We start from the raw sequence: 15,195 nt of genomic DNA on the forward strand, positions 1-15,195 counted from the left end.
GGAACTGCCGCCCGGCGCGTTCAACCCGCAGACACCTTTCCCTTCCTGCCTCTGAGGTTTTCCGATGAAATCCCTTCTCGCCGCCCTGGCCCTGACGACCGCCCTGACGGTGCCGGGCCTCGTGCTCGCCCGTCCGGTCACGCTGACCACGCAGATGAACCGCTACGGCGGGGATGGCGCCTATCTGGCGATCTATGTGACCGATCCCTCGGGCGCCTATGCGGGCACGCTGTGGATGGCCGGCACGCGGACGCGCTATTATTCGCATCTGAGCGACTGGTACGCCGCGACCGGCGGCGATCCGGCGCAGATCGACGGCATCACCGGCGCCAGCGTCGGCGCGGGGCGCACGCTGGAGATCACCTTCGACCTGGCCGATACGCTCTTCGACGCGGGCTATACGCTGCATATCGACGCCGCGGTCGAGGATATGCGCGATTCGCCCGACGAGGTCTCGGTGCCGCTGACGACGGCCGGGGCGGGCGTTCCGGTCCCCGGGGGGCGCTATATCGCCTCGTTCGGCTATTCGTTCTGATCGGAGGGCCGGGCCATGCTGCGGCTCCTGCATCGCTGGCCGGGCCTTCTGGCTGCGGTCCTTGTCACGCTGATCACGCTGAGCGGCGCCGCGCTGTCGGTCTTTCCGGCGCTGGACAGCCTGGCCGCGCCACGGACGGCCGCCAGCCTCAGCGTCGGCGCCCTGGCCGAGCAGGTCGCGGCCCGGCACCCCGGCGTCGAGCAGCTGCGCCGCTCGTCCGCGGGCCTTGTCACCGCCTGGTGGTTCGAGAATGGCGCGCCCGGCTCGGCGGTGATCGACCCCGATACCGGGCAAGATCTGGCGCCAACCCAGACCAGCGCCGCCTATCGCTGGCTGCGCGACCTGCACCGCTCGTTGTTTCTTGAAGACAGCGGGCGCCTCGCCGTGGCCGCGGGGGCGGGGCTCATGCTGCTTCTGGCCATCGGCGGCGCCTTTCTGGTGGCGCGGCGGACCGGGGGCTGGCGGCGCTGGTTCGCCCGGCTGCGCGGCCCGCTGGCCGGGCGGCTGCATACCGAGATCGCGCGGGTGGCGGTGGTGGGCTTGGTGCTGTCTTCGCTGACCGGACTGGCGATGTCGGCGCAGACCTTCGATCTGGTGCAGATCGCGGTGACCGAGCCCGACGGCCCCGGCCCGGTCAGCGGCCTGACCGGCCTGTCCCCCGCCTTGATGCCCGCGCTGGCCGAGCTGCCGCTCTCGGAGCTGCGCAGCCTCACCTTCCCCTATCCGGGCGACGCCACCGAGGCTTTCGCCCTGACCACGACGCAGGGCAGCGGCTTTGTCGATCAGGGAACCGGCGCGCTGCTCGCATGGGCGGATCTGGGCGTCGGCGAACGGATCTCGGCCATTATCGAGATGCTGCACACCGGGCAGGGCGCGGCCTGGCTCGGCCTGTTGCTGGGTCTTGCGGCGCTGAGCGTGCCGGTGCTGGCGGCGACGGGCATTCTGACCTGGCTTGCGGGTCTGCGGGGCCGGGTGCGGGTGCGCGGCAATGCCCCCGCCCGCAGCGCCGACAGCGTGATCCTCGTCGCCTCGGAAGGCGGCAGCAGCTGGGGGTTCGCCGCCAGCCTGCACCGGGCGTTGAGCGGGCAGGGCGCGCGGGTCCATCTGGCGCCGATGGCTTCCTTCGACCCCGACCGCTACCCGCAGGCGCGCCAGATCTACCTGCTGGCCGCGACCTATGGCGACGGCGACGCGCCCGCCTCGGCCCGAGGTGTGCTGGGCAGGATCGACGCGCTGCAGGCCCCGCCGCGGGCCAGGTTGGCGGTGCTGGGCTTCGGCGACCGCAGCTTCCCGCACTTCTGCGGCTTCGCCCGGCGGATCGAGGCGCGTCTAGAGGCCAAGGGCTGCGACCTGCTGCTGCCGATGGGCACCGTCGACCGCCAGTCGCCGCAGGATTTCACCCGCTGGGGCCGGGCGCTGGGCGCCGCCCTGAGCCAACCGCTGGAGCTGACCCATCAGCCGCAGACCCCGCGGATGGAGGGGCTGACGCTGGTCTCGCGCCGCGATTACGGGGCCGAGGTTCAGGCGCCGATGGTCATCCTGCGTTTCGCCCTGCCGCCCGGGACGCTCTGGCAACGCCTGACCGGGCGCGGCTTCGCCCGGTTTCAGGCGGGCGACCTGATCGGCATCCTGCCCGAGGGCTCGCCCGTGCCACGCTTCTATTCGCTGGCGTCCTCCCGCGCCGATGGCTTCGTCGAGATCGTCGTGCGCAAGCAGCCCGGGGGGCTGTGCTCGGGGCAACTGGCGGCGCTGGAGCCGGGCGACCAGATCCTCGCCTTCCTGCGGCCGAACCCGGGCTTTCACGCGGGCCGGGCGAAGAAGGGCCTGATCCTGATCGGCGCCGGGACCGGGATCGGACCGCTGGCGGGCTTCCTGCGCGCCAATCACCGGCGCCGCCCGGCCCGGCTCTACTTCGGACTGCGCGATCCGGGCAGCGATTTCCTTTATCGGCCCGAGCTGAGCCTCTGGCAGCAGCAAGGGCATCTGTCGCGGCTGGTGACGGCGGTGTCGCGCGGGTCGCGGCCGGAATACGTGCAGGACGCGCTGCGCCGGGATGCGGGAGAGCTGGGCCGCGCGGTCATGGACGGCGCCCGGATCATGGTCTGCGGCGGGTGGGAGATGGCGGCGGGGGTGCAGGCGGCCCTGACCGAGATCCTGACGCCGCTGGACCTGTCGCCTGCACTCCTGAAGGCCGAGGGACGCTATGTCGAAGATGTCTACTGACCGCCACGCGCTGAACGGCCCGACCATGGGCACCCGCTGGACGGCGCTGTTTCATGCTGAGGGTGTCGATCCCGGGCCGGTCCGGCAGGCGTTGCAGGGGGCGGTGGACGAGGTCGATGCGCAGATGTCGGTCTGGAAACCGGACAGCGACCTCATGCGCCTCAACGCGGCGCCGGTGGGGGTGCCGGTGGCGCTGCCCTCCCGGCTGATGGCGGTGCTGGGGCTGGGGCTGGCGGTGGGCAGGGCGACGGGCGGGGCCTTCGACATCACGCTGGGGGATGCGGTGCGCGCCTGGGGCTACGGGCCCGAGGGCGCGACCCCCGCCGCGATCCGCGCCGCCATGGGCCGCCCCCGCCTCCCGGCCTGGGAGGCGCTGGACCTGGACCCGGCGGCGGGCAGGGCGGTGAAGCGGGCGCCGGTTTCGGTCGATCTGAACGGCATCGCCAAGGGCTATGGCACCGACCGGCTGGCCGAGGTGCTGCGCGAGCACGGGATCGAGGCGGCGCTGGTCGGCATCGACGGCGAGATGCGGGCGCTGGGCCTGCGCCCCGATGGCGAGGCCTGGACCGTCGCCGTCGAGGCCCCGGACCGCAAGCGCCGCGCGCCGCTGTCGATCCTCGCCTTGCAGGACGCCGCCGTCGCCACCTCGGGCGATTACCGGCATTGGGTGCAGGTGGGCGACCGGCTCCTGTCGCATACCATGGACCCCGTGCAGGGCGCGCCGCTCAGGCAATCGCCGGCGTCGGTCACGGTCGTGGCGTCCGGCTGCGCCGAGGCCGATGCCTTCGCCACCGCGCTGATGGTGCTGGGGGAAACGGAGGGGCTGGCGCTTGCCGCCCGGCTGGGCCTCAGCGCCCTGTTCCTGCTGCGCGACGGCGACACGATCCGCATGGCCAGCACCGGCGCGGTCTTCGACCCGGCAGGCTGAAGGCCACGCCCGAAACCCCGGTCATGCCGGCGTCACGTTTGCGGATTTTGAGAGAAAGTGGTGGAGCTGAGGGGGATCGAACCCCTGACCTCGTCATTGCGAACGACGCGCTCTCCCATCTGAGCTACAGCCCCCACGCGGCGCTAGATGCGGCATTCGGCGGGCGCTGTCAAGGGCCGCTGCGGGGGGAATTTCGACGGGTCGGGGTCACGGGACGGGACGTTGCCCTTGCATCGGCTGAGGGGTATGGTGGGCGACCTTTGCACCATCACAGGACCCCCCGATGCCCCTGCGCACCCGGATCTCCGAGGACCTCAAGACGGCCATGAAAGCCAAGGATCAGCTGCGGCTTTCCACGCTCAGGCTGATCAACGCCGCCATCAAGGACCGCGACATCGCCTTGAGGGGGCAGGGCGAGGACCGCGAGATGTCCGAGGGCGAGATCACCAGCGTGCTCTCGCGCATGGTCAAGCAGCGCCAGGAAAGCGCGCGGGCCTATGAAGAGGGCGGGCGGCTGGAACTGGTCGAACGCGAACTGGCCGAGATCGCGGTGATCGAGGATTACCTGCCGCGCCAGCTGTCCGACGAGGAAGTCGAGGCGGCGATTGCCGAGGCGATCGCCGAGCTGGAGGCGAATTCGATTCGCGACATGGGCCGGGTGATGAACGCGCTCAAGGCCAAGTACACCGGCCAGATGGATTTCGGCGCCATCGGCCCGGTGGTCAAGGCACGGCTCAGCGGCGGGGCCTGAGGCGCCTCAGGCGTAGCTTTTCAGCCGCATCAGCAGCGGTGCCAGCTCGTCGTGCAGTTGCACCCGCTCGCCGGGGGTGAGGAAGGCGCCAAGCTCGACCTCGCGCCCGCCCCCTGCCAGGATCAGGTAATTCTCGACCGGGCCGCCCCGCGGCACCAGCCGCAGGCTGACCCAATGCGGATCGGCCCGCCATTCCTGCTGCGGCCCGCGCGGGTTGGTCCGGATCAGATGCACCGCCTGACGGTTGAGCGTCATCTCCTCCAGGATCGCCCGGTCCTTCCAGTTGCGGTCGAGCCCGTACCACAGCCCCCAGAGCGCCAGACCGGCGAAGGGCAGCAGCCCCCAGAGCACCCGTGAGCCCAGCACGGCGATCAACGGCATGGCCATCGTCGCCGCGCCCATGGCAATGACCATGACGAAGCCGCGCGGGTTGAGCGCGTTATGCGGCCAGGCGCGCAGTTCGGCGTGGGTCTCGTCGGTGCGGGTCAGGGTGTAGGGCATCAGGCGGCGGGGCGCAGGGCGTCATAGGGGACCATGACGTGTTCGGCATAGGCCGGGCGCGCGCAGAGCCTGTCGTAATAGGCGCGCACGGCGGGCGGCGCGACGGGGGTGATCCCGTCCAGCGTGAAATAGCGGTAGAGCAGGTTGCCGAAATGCAGGTCGGCCAGCGTCAGCGTCTCGCCCATCATGTAGGGATGGTTTTCGAGCCGCGCTTCGGCGACCTTGAAGCGCTGGGTCAGGGTCTTCATCGCCGTCTCGACGGCGGCCATGTTCCGCACCTCGGGCTTGTGGAACATCATCGGGAAGAAGACCGAGCCGCTGAAGGCGAGGCTGACGTTGATCTTGGCCCATTCCGCCCAGCGGTCGGTATCGGCCCGGGCCAGCGGATCCGAGGGCCAGAAGCTTTCCGGCGCATAGCGGTTGGCGAGATAGCGCAGGATGGCGCCCGATTCCCACAGCGGGATCGACTCGCCGTCGGTCAGCACCGGCACCAGCCGGTTGGGGTTCATGGCGATGAACTCGGGCGTGTCGGTGCCGCCGAAGCGGTGGCCGACGTCGTGGCGGGTATAGGGCAGGCCCAGTTCGGCCACTGCCCAGATCACCACCTGCACGTTGGAAGAATCCTTGCGGCCCCAGATCGTCAGCATCTCGTTTCGTCCCCTTTGGCCGCGCCGTCGCGGCGTTTCGCCTGCCGTCCCCGGCTGAGATAGGCGCGTCCCCGCCCCGGGAAAGGGAGCCGGGGCAGCCGCCGTCAGGCCATGAAAAAGGCCCCGGTTTGCACCGGGGCCTTCAAGGGTATCGCGGGCCTAGTGGGCGCGCGAATGGTCCCAGTCCTCACGCTTCGGCAGCTGCTCGAAGGTGTGCTCCGGCGGCGGGCAGGGCAGGGTCCATTCCAGCGTGTCGGCGTGCTCGTTCCAGTAGTTGTTCTCGGTCACGCGCTTGCCGTGACGCAGCGTGTAATACATCACGCCGATGAAGAACACGAACGAGGCGAAGGACAGGAAGGCGCCGATCGACGACCAGAAGTTCCACATGGCGAAGGCTTCCGGGTAGTCGATGTAGCGGCGCGGCATGCCCTGACGGCCCAGGAAGTGCTGCGGGAAGAAGGTCAGGTTGGCACCGATGAACATGGTCCAGAAGTGCAGCTTGCCCGCCCATTCCGGGTATTGCCGGCCCGACATCTTGCCGATCCAGTAATAGATCCCGGCAAAGAGCGCGAAGACCGCCCCCAGCGACATCACGTAGTGGAAGTGCGCCACGACGAAATAGGTGTCGTGATAGATCCGGTCGACCGGGGCCTGCGACAGGACGATCCCGGTCACGCCGCCGACGGTGAACAGGAACAGGAAGCCGAAGGCCCAGAGCATCGGCGTCTCGAACGAGAGCGAGCCGCGCCACATCGTCGCGATCCACGAGAAGATCTTCACGCCCGTGGGCACGGCGATCGTCATGGTGGCCAGCATGAAATAGGTCTGCTGGGTCAGCGACATGCCGACGGTGTACATGTGGTGCGCCCAGACGACGAAGCCCAGCGCGGCGATGGCGACCATCGCGTAGACCATCGGCAGGTAGCCGAAGATCGGTTTGCGCGAGAAGGTGGCGATCACGTGGCTGATGATGCCGAAGCCCGGGACGATGATGATGTACACTTCCGGGTGGCCGAAGAACCACAGGATGTGCTGATAGAGGATCGGGTCACCGCCACCGGCCGGGTCGAAGAAGGTCGTCCCGAAGTTGCGGTCCGTCAGCAGCATGGTGATGGCGCCGGCCAGCACCGGCAGGGCCAGCAGGATCATCCAGGCGGTGACGAACACCGACCAGGCGAACAGCGGCACCTTGTGCAGCGTCATGCCCGGGGCGCGCATGTTGAGGAAGGTGGTGATGATGTTGATCGCGCCGAGGATCGACGAGGCACCCGACAGGTGAACGGCGAAGATCGCGAAATCCATCGAGAAGCCGGTCTCGCGGGTCGAGAGCGGCGGATAGAGCACCCAGCCCACGCCCGAACCGCGCCCGCCTTCACCGCCCGGCACGAAGACCGAGATCACGGCGAGCGAGGCACCGGCGACATAGAGCCAGTAGGACAGGTTGTTCAGCCGCGGGAAGGCCATGTCCGGCGCACCGATGTGCAGCGGCATGAAATAGTTGCCGAAACCGCCGAAGAGCCCGGGGATGATGACGAAGAACATCATCAGCACGCCATGGGCGGTGACGATCACGTTCCACAGATGCCCGTTGGGCGAGCAATCCGCGGCCATGAAGCCTTCGTGGCACATGTACTGCACGCCCGGCTCCATCAGCTCAAGGCGCATGTAGACGGTGAAGGCCACCGCGACGAACCCGACGATCGCCGACGTGAACAGGTAAAGGACGCCGATGTCCTTGTGGTTGGTGGACATGAACCAGCGGGTAAAGAACCCGCGATGGTCTTCGTGTCCGTGGGCGGCTGCGTTGGCCATTCGTTGCTCCCGTTCCCTTACGAACTTTTTTCTCACGCGATCAGGGCCGGAATCGTGGGGTACACGCGGCCGAGACTTATTCCCGTTCTAGAATGGTCACGCCGCGGCGGCAACGTCCCTGTTGTCGCAGAACGGAAAATTTTGACGCAGGTCAAGGACGGCGCATTGCCGCAGGCCGAATCGCCGCCGGGCTGGTTCCCGGCGGCGATCACATTTCGCAGCCGGGCCTGTAACATTGGGTCAGCATAATTGACTTAAATCCCGCCGCGCGCTGATGTCGGCGCCGCAAGACCGGGAGGGACATCATGGATTGGCAACAGGTGCTGGCCACGCGCAGCGGGCGGATGAAGGCGTCGGAAATCCGCGAATTGCTCAAGCTGCTGGACCAGCCGGACATCATCTCGTTCGCGGGGGGCATCCCCGATCCCGCGCTCTTTCCCGCCGCCGCCTTCCGCGATGCCATGGACCGGGCGCTGACCGGCCCTGCTGCCGGTGCCGCGCTGCAATATTCGGTCTCCGAAGGGTACAAGCCGCTGCGCGAGTGGATCGCCGGGCACATGGCCTCGATCGGCATTCCCTGTTCGCCCGATCAGGTGCTGATCACCTCGGGCTCGCAGCAGGCGCTGGATTATCTGGGCAAGCTGTTCCTCGATCCCGCCGATACCGCGCTGGTGACCTGGCCCGCCTATATGGGCGCGCTCGGGGCCTTCAACGCCTATGAACCGCGCTACGACCGGCTCGACCCCAAAGGCAACCGTCCGGCCGACGCCATCGCCGAGGCGGCCGAGGCCGCAGGCGGGCGGGTGAAATTCGCCTATCTCTCGGCCGATTTCGCCAATCCGACGGGCGAGACGCTGGACCGCTCGGGCCGCGAGGCGCTGCTCGATCTGGCCGAGGCGCTGGATATCCCGATCATTGAGGACGCCGCCTATCAGGCGCTGCGCTACGATGGCGAGCCGGTGCCGCCGATCCTGGCCCTGGAACTGGCGCGCAAGGGCGATCTGAACGCCTGCCGCACGATCTATTCCGGCTCGTTCTCGAAGGTGCTGTCGCCGGGCCTGCGCGTCGGCTGGGTGGTGGCGGCGGCGCCGGTGATCCAGCGGCTGGTGCTGATGAAACAGGCCGCTGACCTGCATTCGCCGACCCTGAACCAGATTGCCACCGAGCAGGTGGCCCGCGCCATCTTCGACGAGCACACCGCCAATCTGCGCCGGGTCTACGGCGCCCGGCGCGACGCGATGCTGGCGGCGCTGGAGCGGCACATGCCCGAGGGTGTGCGCTGGACGAAGCCCGAGGGCGGGATGTTCGTCTGGTTGACCCTGCCCGAGGGGGTGGACGGGGCCGAGTTGCTGGCCCGCTCGCTCAAGACCGAGAAGGTGGCCTTTGTGCCGGGACGGGCCTTCTTTGCCGACGGCTCGAACGGCAACACCATCCGGCTGGCCTTTTCCTGCGCCAGCGAGGCGATGATCGAGGAGGGGATGACGCGGCTGGGGCGGTTGCTCAGGGCGGTGTGACGGCGGTGCGTGCAAGCACGCACCCTACATGGCGTCCGTAGGGTGCGTGCTTGCACGCACCGTCCCGCCTCCGCAAGCCGTCGCTGCCTCGAACACCTGATCGAACTGCCGCCGCAGCGCCACGTCCAGATCATGCATTGTCACCGGCAGGCCCAGATCGACCAGCGAGGTGACGCCATGCTCGCGGATGCCGCAGGGCACGATGCCGGTGAAATGACCGAGATCCGGCTCGACGTTGATCGAGATGCCGTGGAAACTGACCCAGCGTCTGAGCTTCACGCCGATGGCGGCGATCTTGTCCTCGCGCGGCAGGCCGCCGGGGTGGGGCGCCTTTTCGGGCCGCTGGACCCAGACGCCGACTCGCCCCTCGCGCCGTTCGCCGGTCACGTTGAACTCGGCCAGCGTGCGGATCACCCAATCTTCCAGCCGGTGCACGAAGCAGCGCACGTCGCGGCCCCGTTTGTTGAGGTCGAGCATGACATAGGCCACGCGCTGGCCCGGCCCGTGATAGGTGTATTGCCCGCCGCGCCCAGCGGTGAAGACCGGGAAGCGGTCGGGATCGGTCAGATCCTCAGGTCGGGCTGAGGTTCCGGCAGTGTAGAGGGGCGGATGCTCCAGCAGCCAGACCGCCTCATCCGCCTCGCCCCTGGCGATGGCGGCAACGCGGGCCTCCATCGCGGCCAGCGTCTCGGGGTAGGGCTGAAGGCCGGGCAGCACCGTCCATTCCATCGCGATGAACTTTCTTTGAACCGTTGGCCGATAGGTAACGACCCAAGGGGGACAGTCAACCAAGCCCGCATCCGAAAGAGGCCGAGATGTCCCGCCCCCTGCGCGCCGAGACCCGCACCCAGACCCAGATCGCCACGCTGATCCTGCTGGCCGCCCTCGCCGCGCTGCCCATCGTGGCGGCGCTGCCCGCAAGGGCAGGCGGCGAGGTTGCCGCGCGCGCGGCGGTGTCGCCGGTCCCGCCGCAGCCTGCAGGATAAGGCCCGCCGCTTCGGTCTTGGCGCGAATCGCCCGAGGGGCTAGCCTTCGCCCGCCATTCCTCAAAGCCCGCTTTTCAGTATCTGGATACAGGATAGAAGCCATGTCAGCGAAGAAGTCCGCGAAGATCCTTACCTCCACCCTTCTTGCCGCCGCGCTCATGACCGGGACCACCGGCCGTGTCAGCGCCGATATCGGCGACGCCATCGCCGGGGGCATCATCGGCGGCCTGATCGTCGGCGGCATCCAGAGCAGCCAGCGGCCCCGCACCCAGACCCGCACGGTGATCGTCGATTCCGGCGCCCGCCAGCAGGCGCGCGAGGTGCAGACTGCGCTCAACCACTTCTATTTCAACGTCGGCGCCCCGGACGGCGTGCTGGGCCGCCAGTCCCGCGCCGGGATCTCGCAATATCAGGCCTATCTGGGCTTCCCGATCACCGGCCAGCTGACCGAGTTCGAGCGGCAGGTGCTGGTCACCTCGTATCAGCGCGCCCAATTCGGCGGGCCGCAGGTGATCCAGGTCAGCCAGAGCCATCCCGACGGGCTGCGCGGCTTCCTGCTGGTCGTGCGCGACGAGATGCTGGGCCGCCCGCAGCAACAGGGCACGCTGACCGCCGCGGCGCCGGTGGCCGATCCCGCGCCGCAGGCGACCGCCGCCGCCGCGCCGGTGACCGGCATGCCGAATTTCGTCGGTTCCGGCGGGCGGGCGCAGCAGGCCTCGCTTGCCTCGCATTGCAACCGTGTGGGCCTCGTGACCTCGGCCAATGGCGGTTACACGACGCTGGGCAACATCACCGACCCGGGCTTCACCCTGAACGAGCAATTCTGCCTGGCGCGCGGCTATGCCATCGCCGATGGCGAGGCGCTGATGGCCCAGCTGGGCGTCGCGCCGCAGGATGTGGCGGCGCAATGCGCGGGCCTCGGCACCACGCTGGAGCCGCAGGTCGCCGCGCTGTCCCTGCAAAGCCGTGAGGTGGTGCTGGCGGGCATGACGCAATGGGTGCTGACCTCGGGCATGAGCACCGCGGATCTGGCGACCAATGCGCGGATCTGCCTGTCCTCGGGCTATGCGACGGACAATCTGGCCGTCGCCATCGGCTCGGCCCTGATCCTGGCCGCGCTGGGCGAGACGGCCTATGGCGAGCTGCCCGCGCATCACCTGATGCAGGGGATCGGCGCCACCCAGCGCCCGGATCTGGCGGCGCAATGGTATCGCACCAGCGTGCCGGTGGCCGAGGGGATGGCGGTGTCCTTCCAGCCCGGCCCCGCCGACCGCAACCGGCTGATCCTGGCGGCCGTCGACATGGCCACCGGCGCCCAGCCCGCCGCCGCCGCGACCCAGCCCGCCGCGCCGGTGCCGCAACCCACCGCGCCCGCGGGCAAGTAACCGCGCGCCTGCGTTTCGGGGGCCGGGCTCGGACGAGCCCGGCCCCTTTTTCGTGCCCGCCGGGACAGGCCCGGCCAGACCGGGAGCCTTGCCCCGATTCGGCGGAACGGCCGGGCGGCACCGGGTGATCTGCCTGGCCCGCAGCCGTTCCTTCCGTGCCTGGGGCAGGGGGGCAAAGGGCGCGTGCAGAAAGCTGCGCGGGGCGCTGCTTTCCCTCTTCACAACCCTTTCCGAACCGGCTACATGCAGCCCACCAATCCAGTGCGGTCGTGGCGGAATTGGTAGACGCGCAGCGTTGAGGTCGCTGTGGGCTAACCCCCGTGGAAGTTCGAGTCTTCTCGACCGCACCATTTCAAAGCCCCTGAGAACAAACACTTTCTTGTTCTCAGGGGCTTTTGTCTATCTGGCGCCCGGGCCCTCGGCCCCCACTGCCCGCCAGGCATCCCTTCCCTGCCCAGAAAACCGCCGGACACCGCGAAATCTGCCCGCCTGAGCGGCAGGAACCGCGGGCCTTCCGGGCGGAACGCCCGCGAAATCCGCACAGACAGGCCGATCCTCCTGCCGAGGGCGCAAATGGCTCTCCTTTTGTCGTGTTTGACCCTTGCCGAACGGAAACGGGCGGATATTCGCTTGAAATGAGGGGGCGGGGTGTTTTTACTGACCCTCAAGAACAACAAACAAAAGTCCCAACAGGGGGAAGCTACGTGTCCCAAGCCCGCGCCGACGGTTTCGTCGTCTTTGATCGCGTGCAGAAAAGCTATGACGGCGAAATTCTTGTCGTCAAAGATCTGAACCTCAGCATGCCGAAGGGGGAATTCCTGACCATGCTGGGCCCGTCGGGGTCGGGGAAAACCACCTGCCTGATGATGCTGGCCGGGTTCGAGACCGCCACGCACGGAGAGATCCTGCTGGACGGCAAACCGATCAACAACATCCCGCCGCACAAGCGCGGAATCGGGATGGTGTTCCAGAACTACGCCCTCTTCCCGCATATGACGATCGCCGAGAACCTCGCCTTCCCGCTGGAAGTGCGCGGCATCGGCAAGTCGGACCGCGAGGCCAAGATCAAGCGGGCGCTGGACATGGTGCAGATGGGCGCCTTCGGCAACCGTCGCCCGGCCCAGCTGTCGGGCGGCCAGCAGCAGCGGGTCGCGCTGGCCCGGGCGCTGGTCTTCGAGCCCGAGCTGGTGTTGATGGACGAGCCGCTGGGTGCGCTCGACAAGCAATTGCGCGAGCATATGCAGTTCGAGATCACCAATCTCGCGCATAACCTCGGGATCACCACGGTCTATGTCACCCATGACCAGACCGAGGCGCTGACCATGTCGGACCGCGTCGCCGTCTTCAACGACGGGCGCATCCAGCAGCTGGCCCCGCCCGAGGATCTGTACGAGCGGCCCGCCAACAGCTTCGTCGCCCAGTTCATCGGCGAGAACAACAAGCTCGACGGCACGGTCGAGACGATCAACGGCGACAAATGCACGGTGCGGCTGGACGACGGCACGCTGATCGACGCGCAGCCGGTGAACGTCAGCAAGGCGGGCGAACGCACCCGCGTCTCGATCCGGCCCGAACGGGTCGAATCGAACCCCGACCGGCTGGCGCGCGACGCTCATCTGGTCGAGGCCGAGGTGCTCGAATTCATCTACATGGGCGATACCTTCCGGTTCCGGCTGCGGGTCGCGGGGCGTGACGATTTCGTCATGAAATACCGCAACGCGCAGGACCAGCGCAGGCTGTCGGCGGGCGACAAGATCCGCATCGGCTGGCGCCCCGAGGATTGCCGGGCGCTCGACGCCTGACACATGCCATCGCGCCGTCTTTGCCCGCAGGGCGGCGTGCAAAATCAGCGGGCAGACCGACCAGGGAGTCTTAAATAATGAAACTGAAAACGATTCTGATGGGGGCCGCCGGCGTCATGGCGCTGGGTGCCACCACCGCCAGCGCCGAGGACATGACCATCGTGTCGTGGGGCGGGGCCTATCAGGCCTCGCAGGTCAACGCCTATTTCACCCCCTATCTGGCCGCCAATCCCGGCATCAACATCATCACCGACGAAAGCTCGGCCGATGCGGTGGCGCGTCTGCGCGCCATGCAGGAAGCGGGCAACATCACCTGGGATCTGGTCGACGTCGAGGCCGCCGATTCGCTGCGGCTGTGCGACGAGGGCCTGGCCATGCCGATCAACGCCGACGAGCAGCTGGCGCCCGCGCCGGATGGCACCTCGGCCACCGAGGATTTCGGCCCGATGCTGGTCTCGGAATGCTTCATTCCGCAGATCGTCTTCTCGACCACCTTCGGCTACCGCACCGACATGGTGCCCGAAGGCGTCGAGCCGCCGACCGATGCCTGCGCCGTCTTCGACCTTGAGACCTATCCGGGCCGCCGCGCGCTGAACCGCCGCCCGGTCGGGAACATGGAATGGGCGCTGCTGTGCGACGGCGTGCCCTATGACGAAGTCTACGACATGCTCGAGACGGAAGAGGGCCTGACCCGCGCCTTCGCCATGCTCGACACGATCAAGGACCAGACGATCTGGTGGTCGGCCGCTGCCGAAACCCCCCAGCTGCTGGCCGATGGCGAGATCTTCATGGGTTCGTCCTATAACGGGCGCCTCTTCTCGGCCATCGCCGAGCAGGACCAGCCGATCGGCATGGCCTGGGGCTATCAGATGCTGGACATCGACGGCTGGATCGTGCCCGCGGGCCTGCCGGAAGACCGCCTGCAGCGCGTGATGGACTTCCTCTATTTCGCGACCGACACCCAGCGCCTGGCCGATCAGGCCAAGTACATCTCGTATGGTCCGGCCCGCGCCTCGTCGGCGCCGCTGGTGGGCCAGCATGAAACGCTGGGCATCGAAATGGCCCCGCACATGCCGACCGACCCGGCCAACATGACCGGCGCCTTCGTCACCAACTACCTGTGGTGGGCTGACTATCGCGACGAGATCGACGCCCGCTTCCAGGCCTGGCTGGCGCAATAACACGCTGACGGCCGGCCCCCTGACGGGGCCGGCCGTTCCGCATCAGACGCCGGCTTTCCGCGCCAAGACGGAAACCGGCACCGACAGGGAATGACAGATGACGATGAGTGACTCGCCGACGCCCGAGCTGACCGGCGGCGCCCTGAAGCGACAGCTGGGCCGGGCGCTGAGGCGCCAGAAGCTGCGCGCGCTGATGCTGATCGCGCCCTTGCTGATCTTCATCTGCGTGGGCTTCCTGATGCCCATCGTCTCGATGCTGATGCGCTCGGTCGAGAACAACATCGTCGTCGAGACACTGCCCCAGACCATCACCGCGCTGGAAAGCTGGGATGTCGATTCGACCGAACTGCCGCCCGAGCCGGTGTTCCGTGCCCTGGTCGCGGACCTGCAGGTGGCGATCGAGAACCGCACCGCGCTGAATCTGGCGCGGCGGATGAATTTCGAGGCCGCGGGCTGGACCACGATGATGCGCCGCGCCCAGCGCGAAATGCCGGACTGGGATCTGGAGACCGACGGTCCGTTCCGCGAGCGCGTGCTGGATCTGCACCGCGACTGGGGCGCGCTGGAGACCTGGCGCTCGCTCAAGGCCTATTCCAGCCCCTATACCACCGGCTATTACTTGGCGGCCGTGGACCTGACGATGGTCTCGGGCCATGTCGAGGCGGTGCCGGACAATCAGGCGCTGCATCTGATGCTGTTCTGGCGGACGGCCTGGATGTCGGCGCTGATCTGCTTCATGACGCTGCTCCTGGGCTACCCGGTCGCGTTCCTTCTGGCCAATATCAAGGAGCGGCACGCGAACCTGTTGCTGATCCTGGTGATGCTGCCCTTCTGGACATCGCTTCTGGTCCGAACCTCGAGCTGGAAGGTGCTGTTGCAGGATCAGGGCGTGGTGAACCAGTTCCTGGTCTGGATCGGCCTCGTGGCCGA

13 protein-coding genes, 2 tRNA genes and 1 pseudogene are annotated in these 15,195 nt (G+C 68.0%); 11 read left to right on the forward strand and 5 right to left on the reverse strand.

All coding sequences use genetic code 11. From position 1 onward, the window contains the following. Nucleotides 1-64 precede the first annotated feature (64 nt). Genes VDQ18_RS05920 through VDQ18_RS05930 form a run of 3 tightly spaced genes read left to right on the forward strand, consistent with a single transcriptional unit; the run spans nt 65 to nt 3,686 of the window. The gene (locus VDQ18_RS05920; protein WP_323020066.1) at nt 65-535 is read left to right on the forward strand and encodes a DUF2271 domain-containing protein; all 471 of its coding nucleotides are present in this window, start codon (nt 65-67) and stop codon (nt 533-535) included. A 15-nt stretch (nt 536-550) separates the two neighbouring features. Further along, entirely contained in the window at nt 551-2,758 is a 2,208-nt protein-coding gene (locus tag VDQ18_RS05925; RefSeq protein ID WP_323020067.1) for a PepSY domain-containing protein, read from the forward strand. Then, on the forward strand, nt 2,739-3,686 hold the full coding sequence (locus VDQ18_RS05930; protein ID WP_323020068.1) for an FAD:protein FMN transferase: 948 nt from the start codon (nt 2,739-2,741) through the stop codon (nt 3,684-3,686). Before VDQ18_RS05925 ends, VDQ18_RS05930 begins: the two co-directional genes overlap by 20 nt. Nucleotides 3,687-3,744: 58 nt before the next feature. On the opposite strand, the gene VDQ18_RS05935 is transcribed toward VDQ18_RS05930, so the two are convergent. Then, nucleotides 3,745-3,820, reverse strand: a tRNA-Ala gene (locus VDQ18_RS05935). A gap of 149 nt (nt 3,821-3,969) precedes the next feature. Between VDQ18_RS05935 and VDQ18_RS05940 the strand changes: the two genes are divergently transcribed. Continuing rightward, nucleotides 3,970-4,437 carry a GatB/YqeY domain-containing protein gene (locus VDQ18_RS05940; protein WP_323020069.1) on the forward strand — a complete coding sequence of 156 codons (468 nt, stop codon included), beginning with the start codon at nt 3,970-3,972 and terminating at the stop codon, nt 4,435-4,437. 6 nt (nt 4,438-4,443) lie between these two features. On the opposite strand, the gene VDQ18_RS05945 is transcribed toward VDQ18_RS05940, so the two are convergent. From VDQ18_RS05945 to ctaD, 3 genes are all read right to left on the reverse strand, one after another. Beyond that, nucleotides 4,444-4,938, reverse strand: coding sequence for a DUF2244 domain-containing protein (locus VDQ18_RS05945; protein ID WP_323020070.1), 495 nt, complete (start codon nt 4,936-4,938; stop codon nt 4,444-4,446). Beyond that, nucleotides 4,938-5,585 carry a glutathione S-transferase family protein gene (locus tag VDQ18_RS05950; RefSeq protein ID WP_323020071.1) on the reverse strand — a complete coding sequence of 216 codons (648 nt, stop codon included), beginning with the start codon at nt 5,583-5,585 and terminating at the stop codon, nt 4,938-4,940. Before VDQ18_RS05950 ends, VDQ18_RS05945 begins: the two co-directional genes overlap by 1 nt. 159 nt (nt 5,586-5,744) lie before the next feature. Further along, on the reverse strand, nt 5,745-7,397 hold the full coding sequence (ctaD, locus tag VDQ18_RS05955) for a cytochrome c oxidase subunit I (protein ID WP_323020072.1): 1,653 nt from the start codon (nt 7,395-7,397) through the stop codon (nt 5,745-5,747). 305 nt (nt 7,398-7,702) lie between these two features. On the opposite strand from ctaD, the gene VDQ18_RS05960 reads away from it, so the two are divergent. Next, nucleotides 7,703-8,911 (forward strand): PLP-dependent aminotransferase family protein, encoded by a 1,209-nt coding sequence (locus VDQ18_RS05960; protein ID WP_323020073.1) that lies wholly within the window; start codon nt 7,703-7,705, stop codon nt 8,909-8,911. A 24-nt stretch (nt 8,912-8,935) separates the two neighbouring features. Here the strand turns inward: VDQ18_RS05960 and lipB are convergent, their stop codons facing one another. Next, nucleotides 8,936-9,646, reverse strand: coding sequence for a lipoyl(octanoyl) transferase LipB (lipB, locus tag VDQ18_RS05965; RefSeq protein WP_323020082.1), 711 nt, complete (start codon nt 9,644-9,646; stop codon nt 8,936-8,938). A gap of 80 nt (nt 9,647-9,726) precedes the next feature. Here lipB and VDQ18_RS05970 point away from each other — a divergent pair, with 80 nt between their 5' ends. The 6 genes and pseudogenes from VDQ18_RS05970 to VDQ18_RS05995 form a co-directional block, all read left to right on the forward strand. After that, nucleotides 9,727-9,897: a hypothetical protein gene (locus tag VDQ18_RS05970; RefSeq protein ID WP_323020074.1), complete on the forward strand. Its 171-nt coding sequence runs from the start codon at nt 9,727-9,729 to the stop codon at nt 9,895-9,897. Between the two features lie 101 nt (nt 9,898-9,998). Then, entirely contained in the window at nt 9,999-11,282 is a 1,284-nt protein-coding gene (locus VDQ18_RS05975) for a peptidoglycan-binding domain-containing protein (RefSeq protein ID WP_323020075.1), read from the forward strand. 263 nt (nt 11,283-11,545) lie between these two features. Next, nucleotides 11,546-11,632: transfer RNA gene (locus VDQ18_RS05980), tRNA-Leu, on the forward strand. Nucleotides 11,633-11,986: 354 nt separating this feature from the next. After that, nucleotides 11,987-13,084 carry an ABC transporter ATP-binding protein gene (locus tag VDQ18_RS05985; RefSeq protein WP_323020076.1) on the forward strand — a complete coding sequence of 366 codons (1,098 nt, stop codon included), beginning with the start codon at nt 11,987-11,989 and terminating at the stop codon, nt 13,082-13,084. 77 nt (nt 13,085-13,161) lie between these two features. After that, a complete protein-coding gene (locus VDQ18_RS05990) occupies nt 13,162-14,265 on the forward strand; it encodes an extracellular solute-binding protein (RefSeq protein ID WP_323020077.1) in 1,104 nt (367 codons plus the stop codon). Between the two features lie 97 nt (nt 14,266-14,362). Then, nucleotides 14,363-15,195, forward strand: a pseudogene (locus VDQ18_RS05995) (ABC transporter permease); the annotation flags it as partial.

Source organism: Pararhodobacter sp. (genome assembly GCF_034676075.1).
Lineage (GTDB): Bacteria > Pseudomonadota > Alphaproteobacteria > Rhodobacterales > Rhodobacteraceae > Pararhodobacter.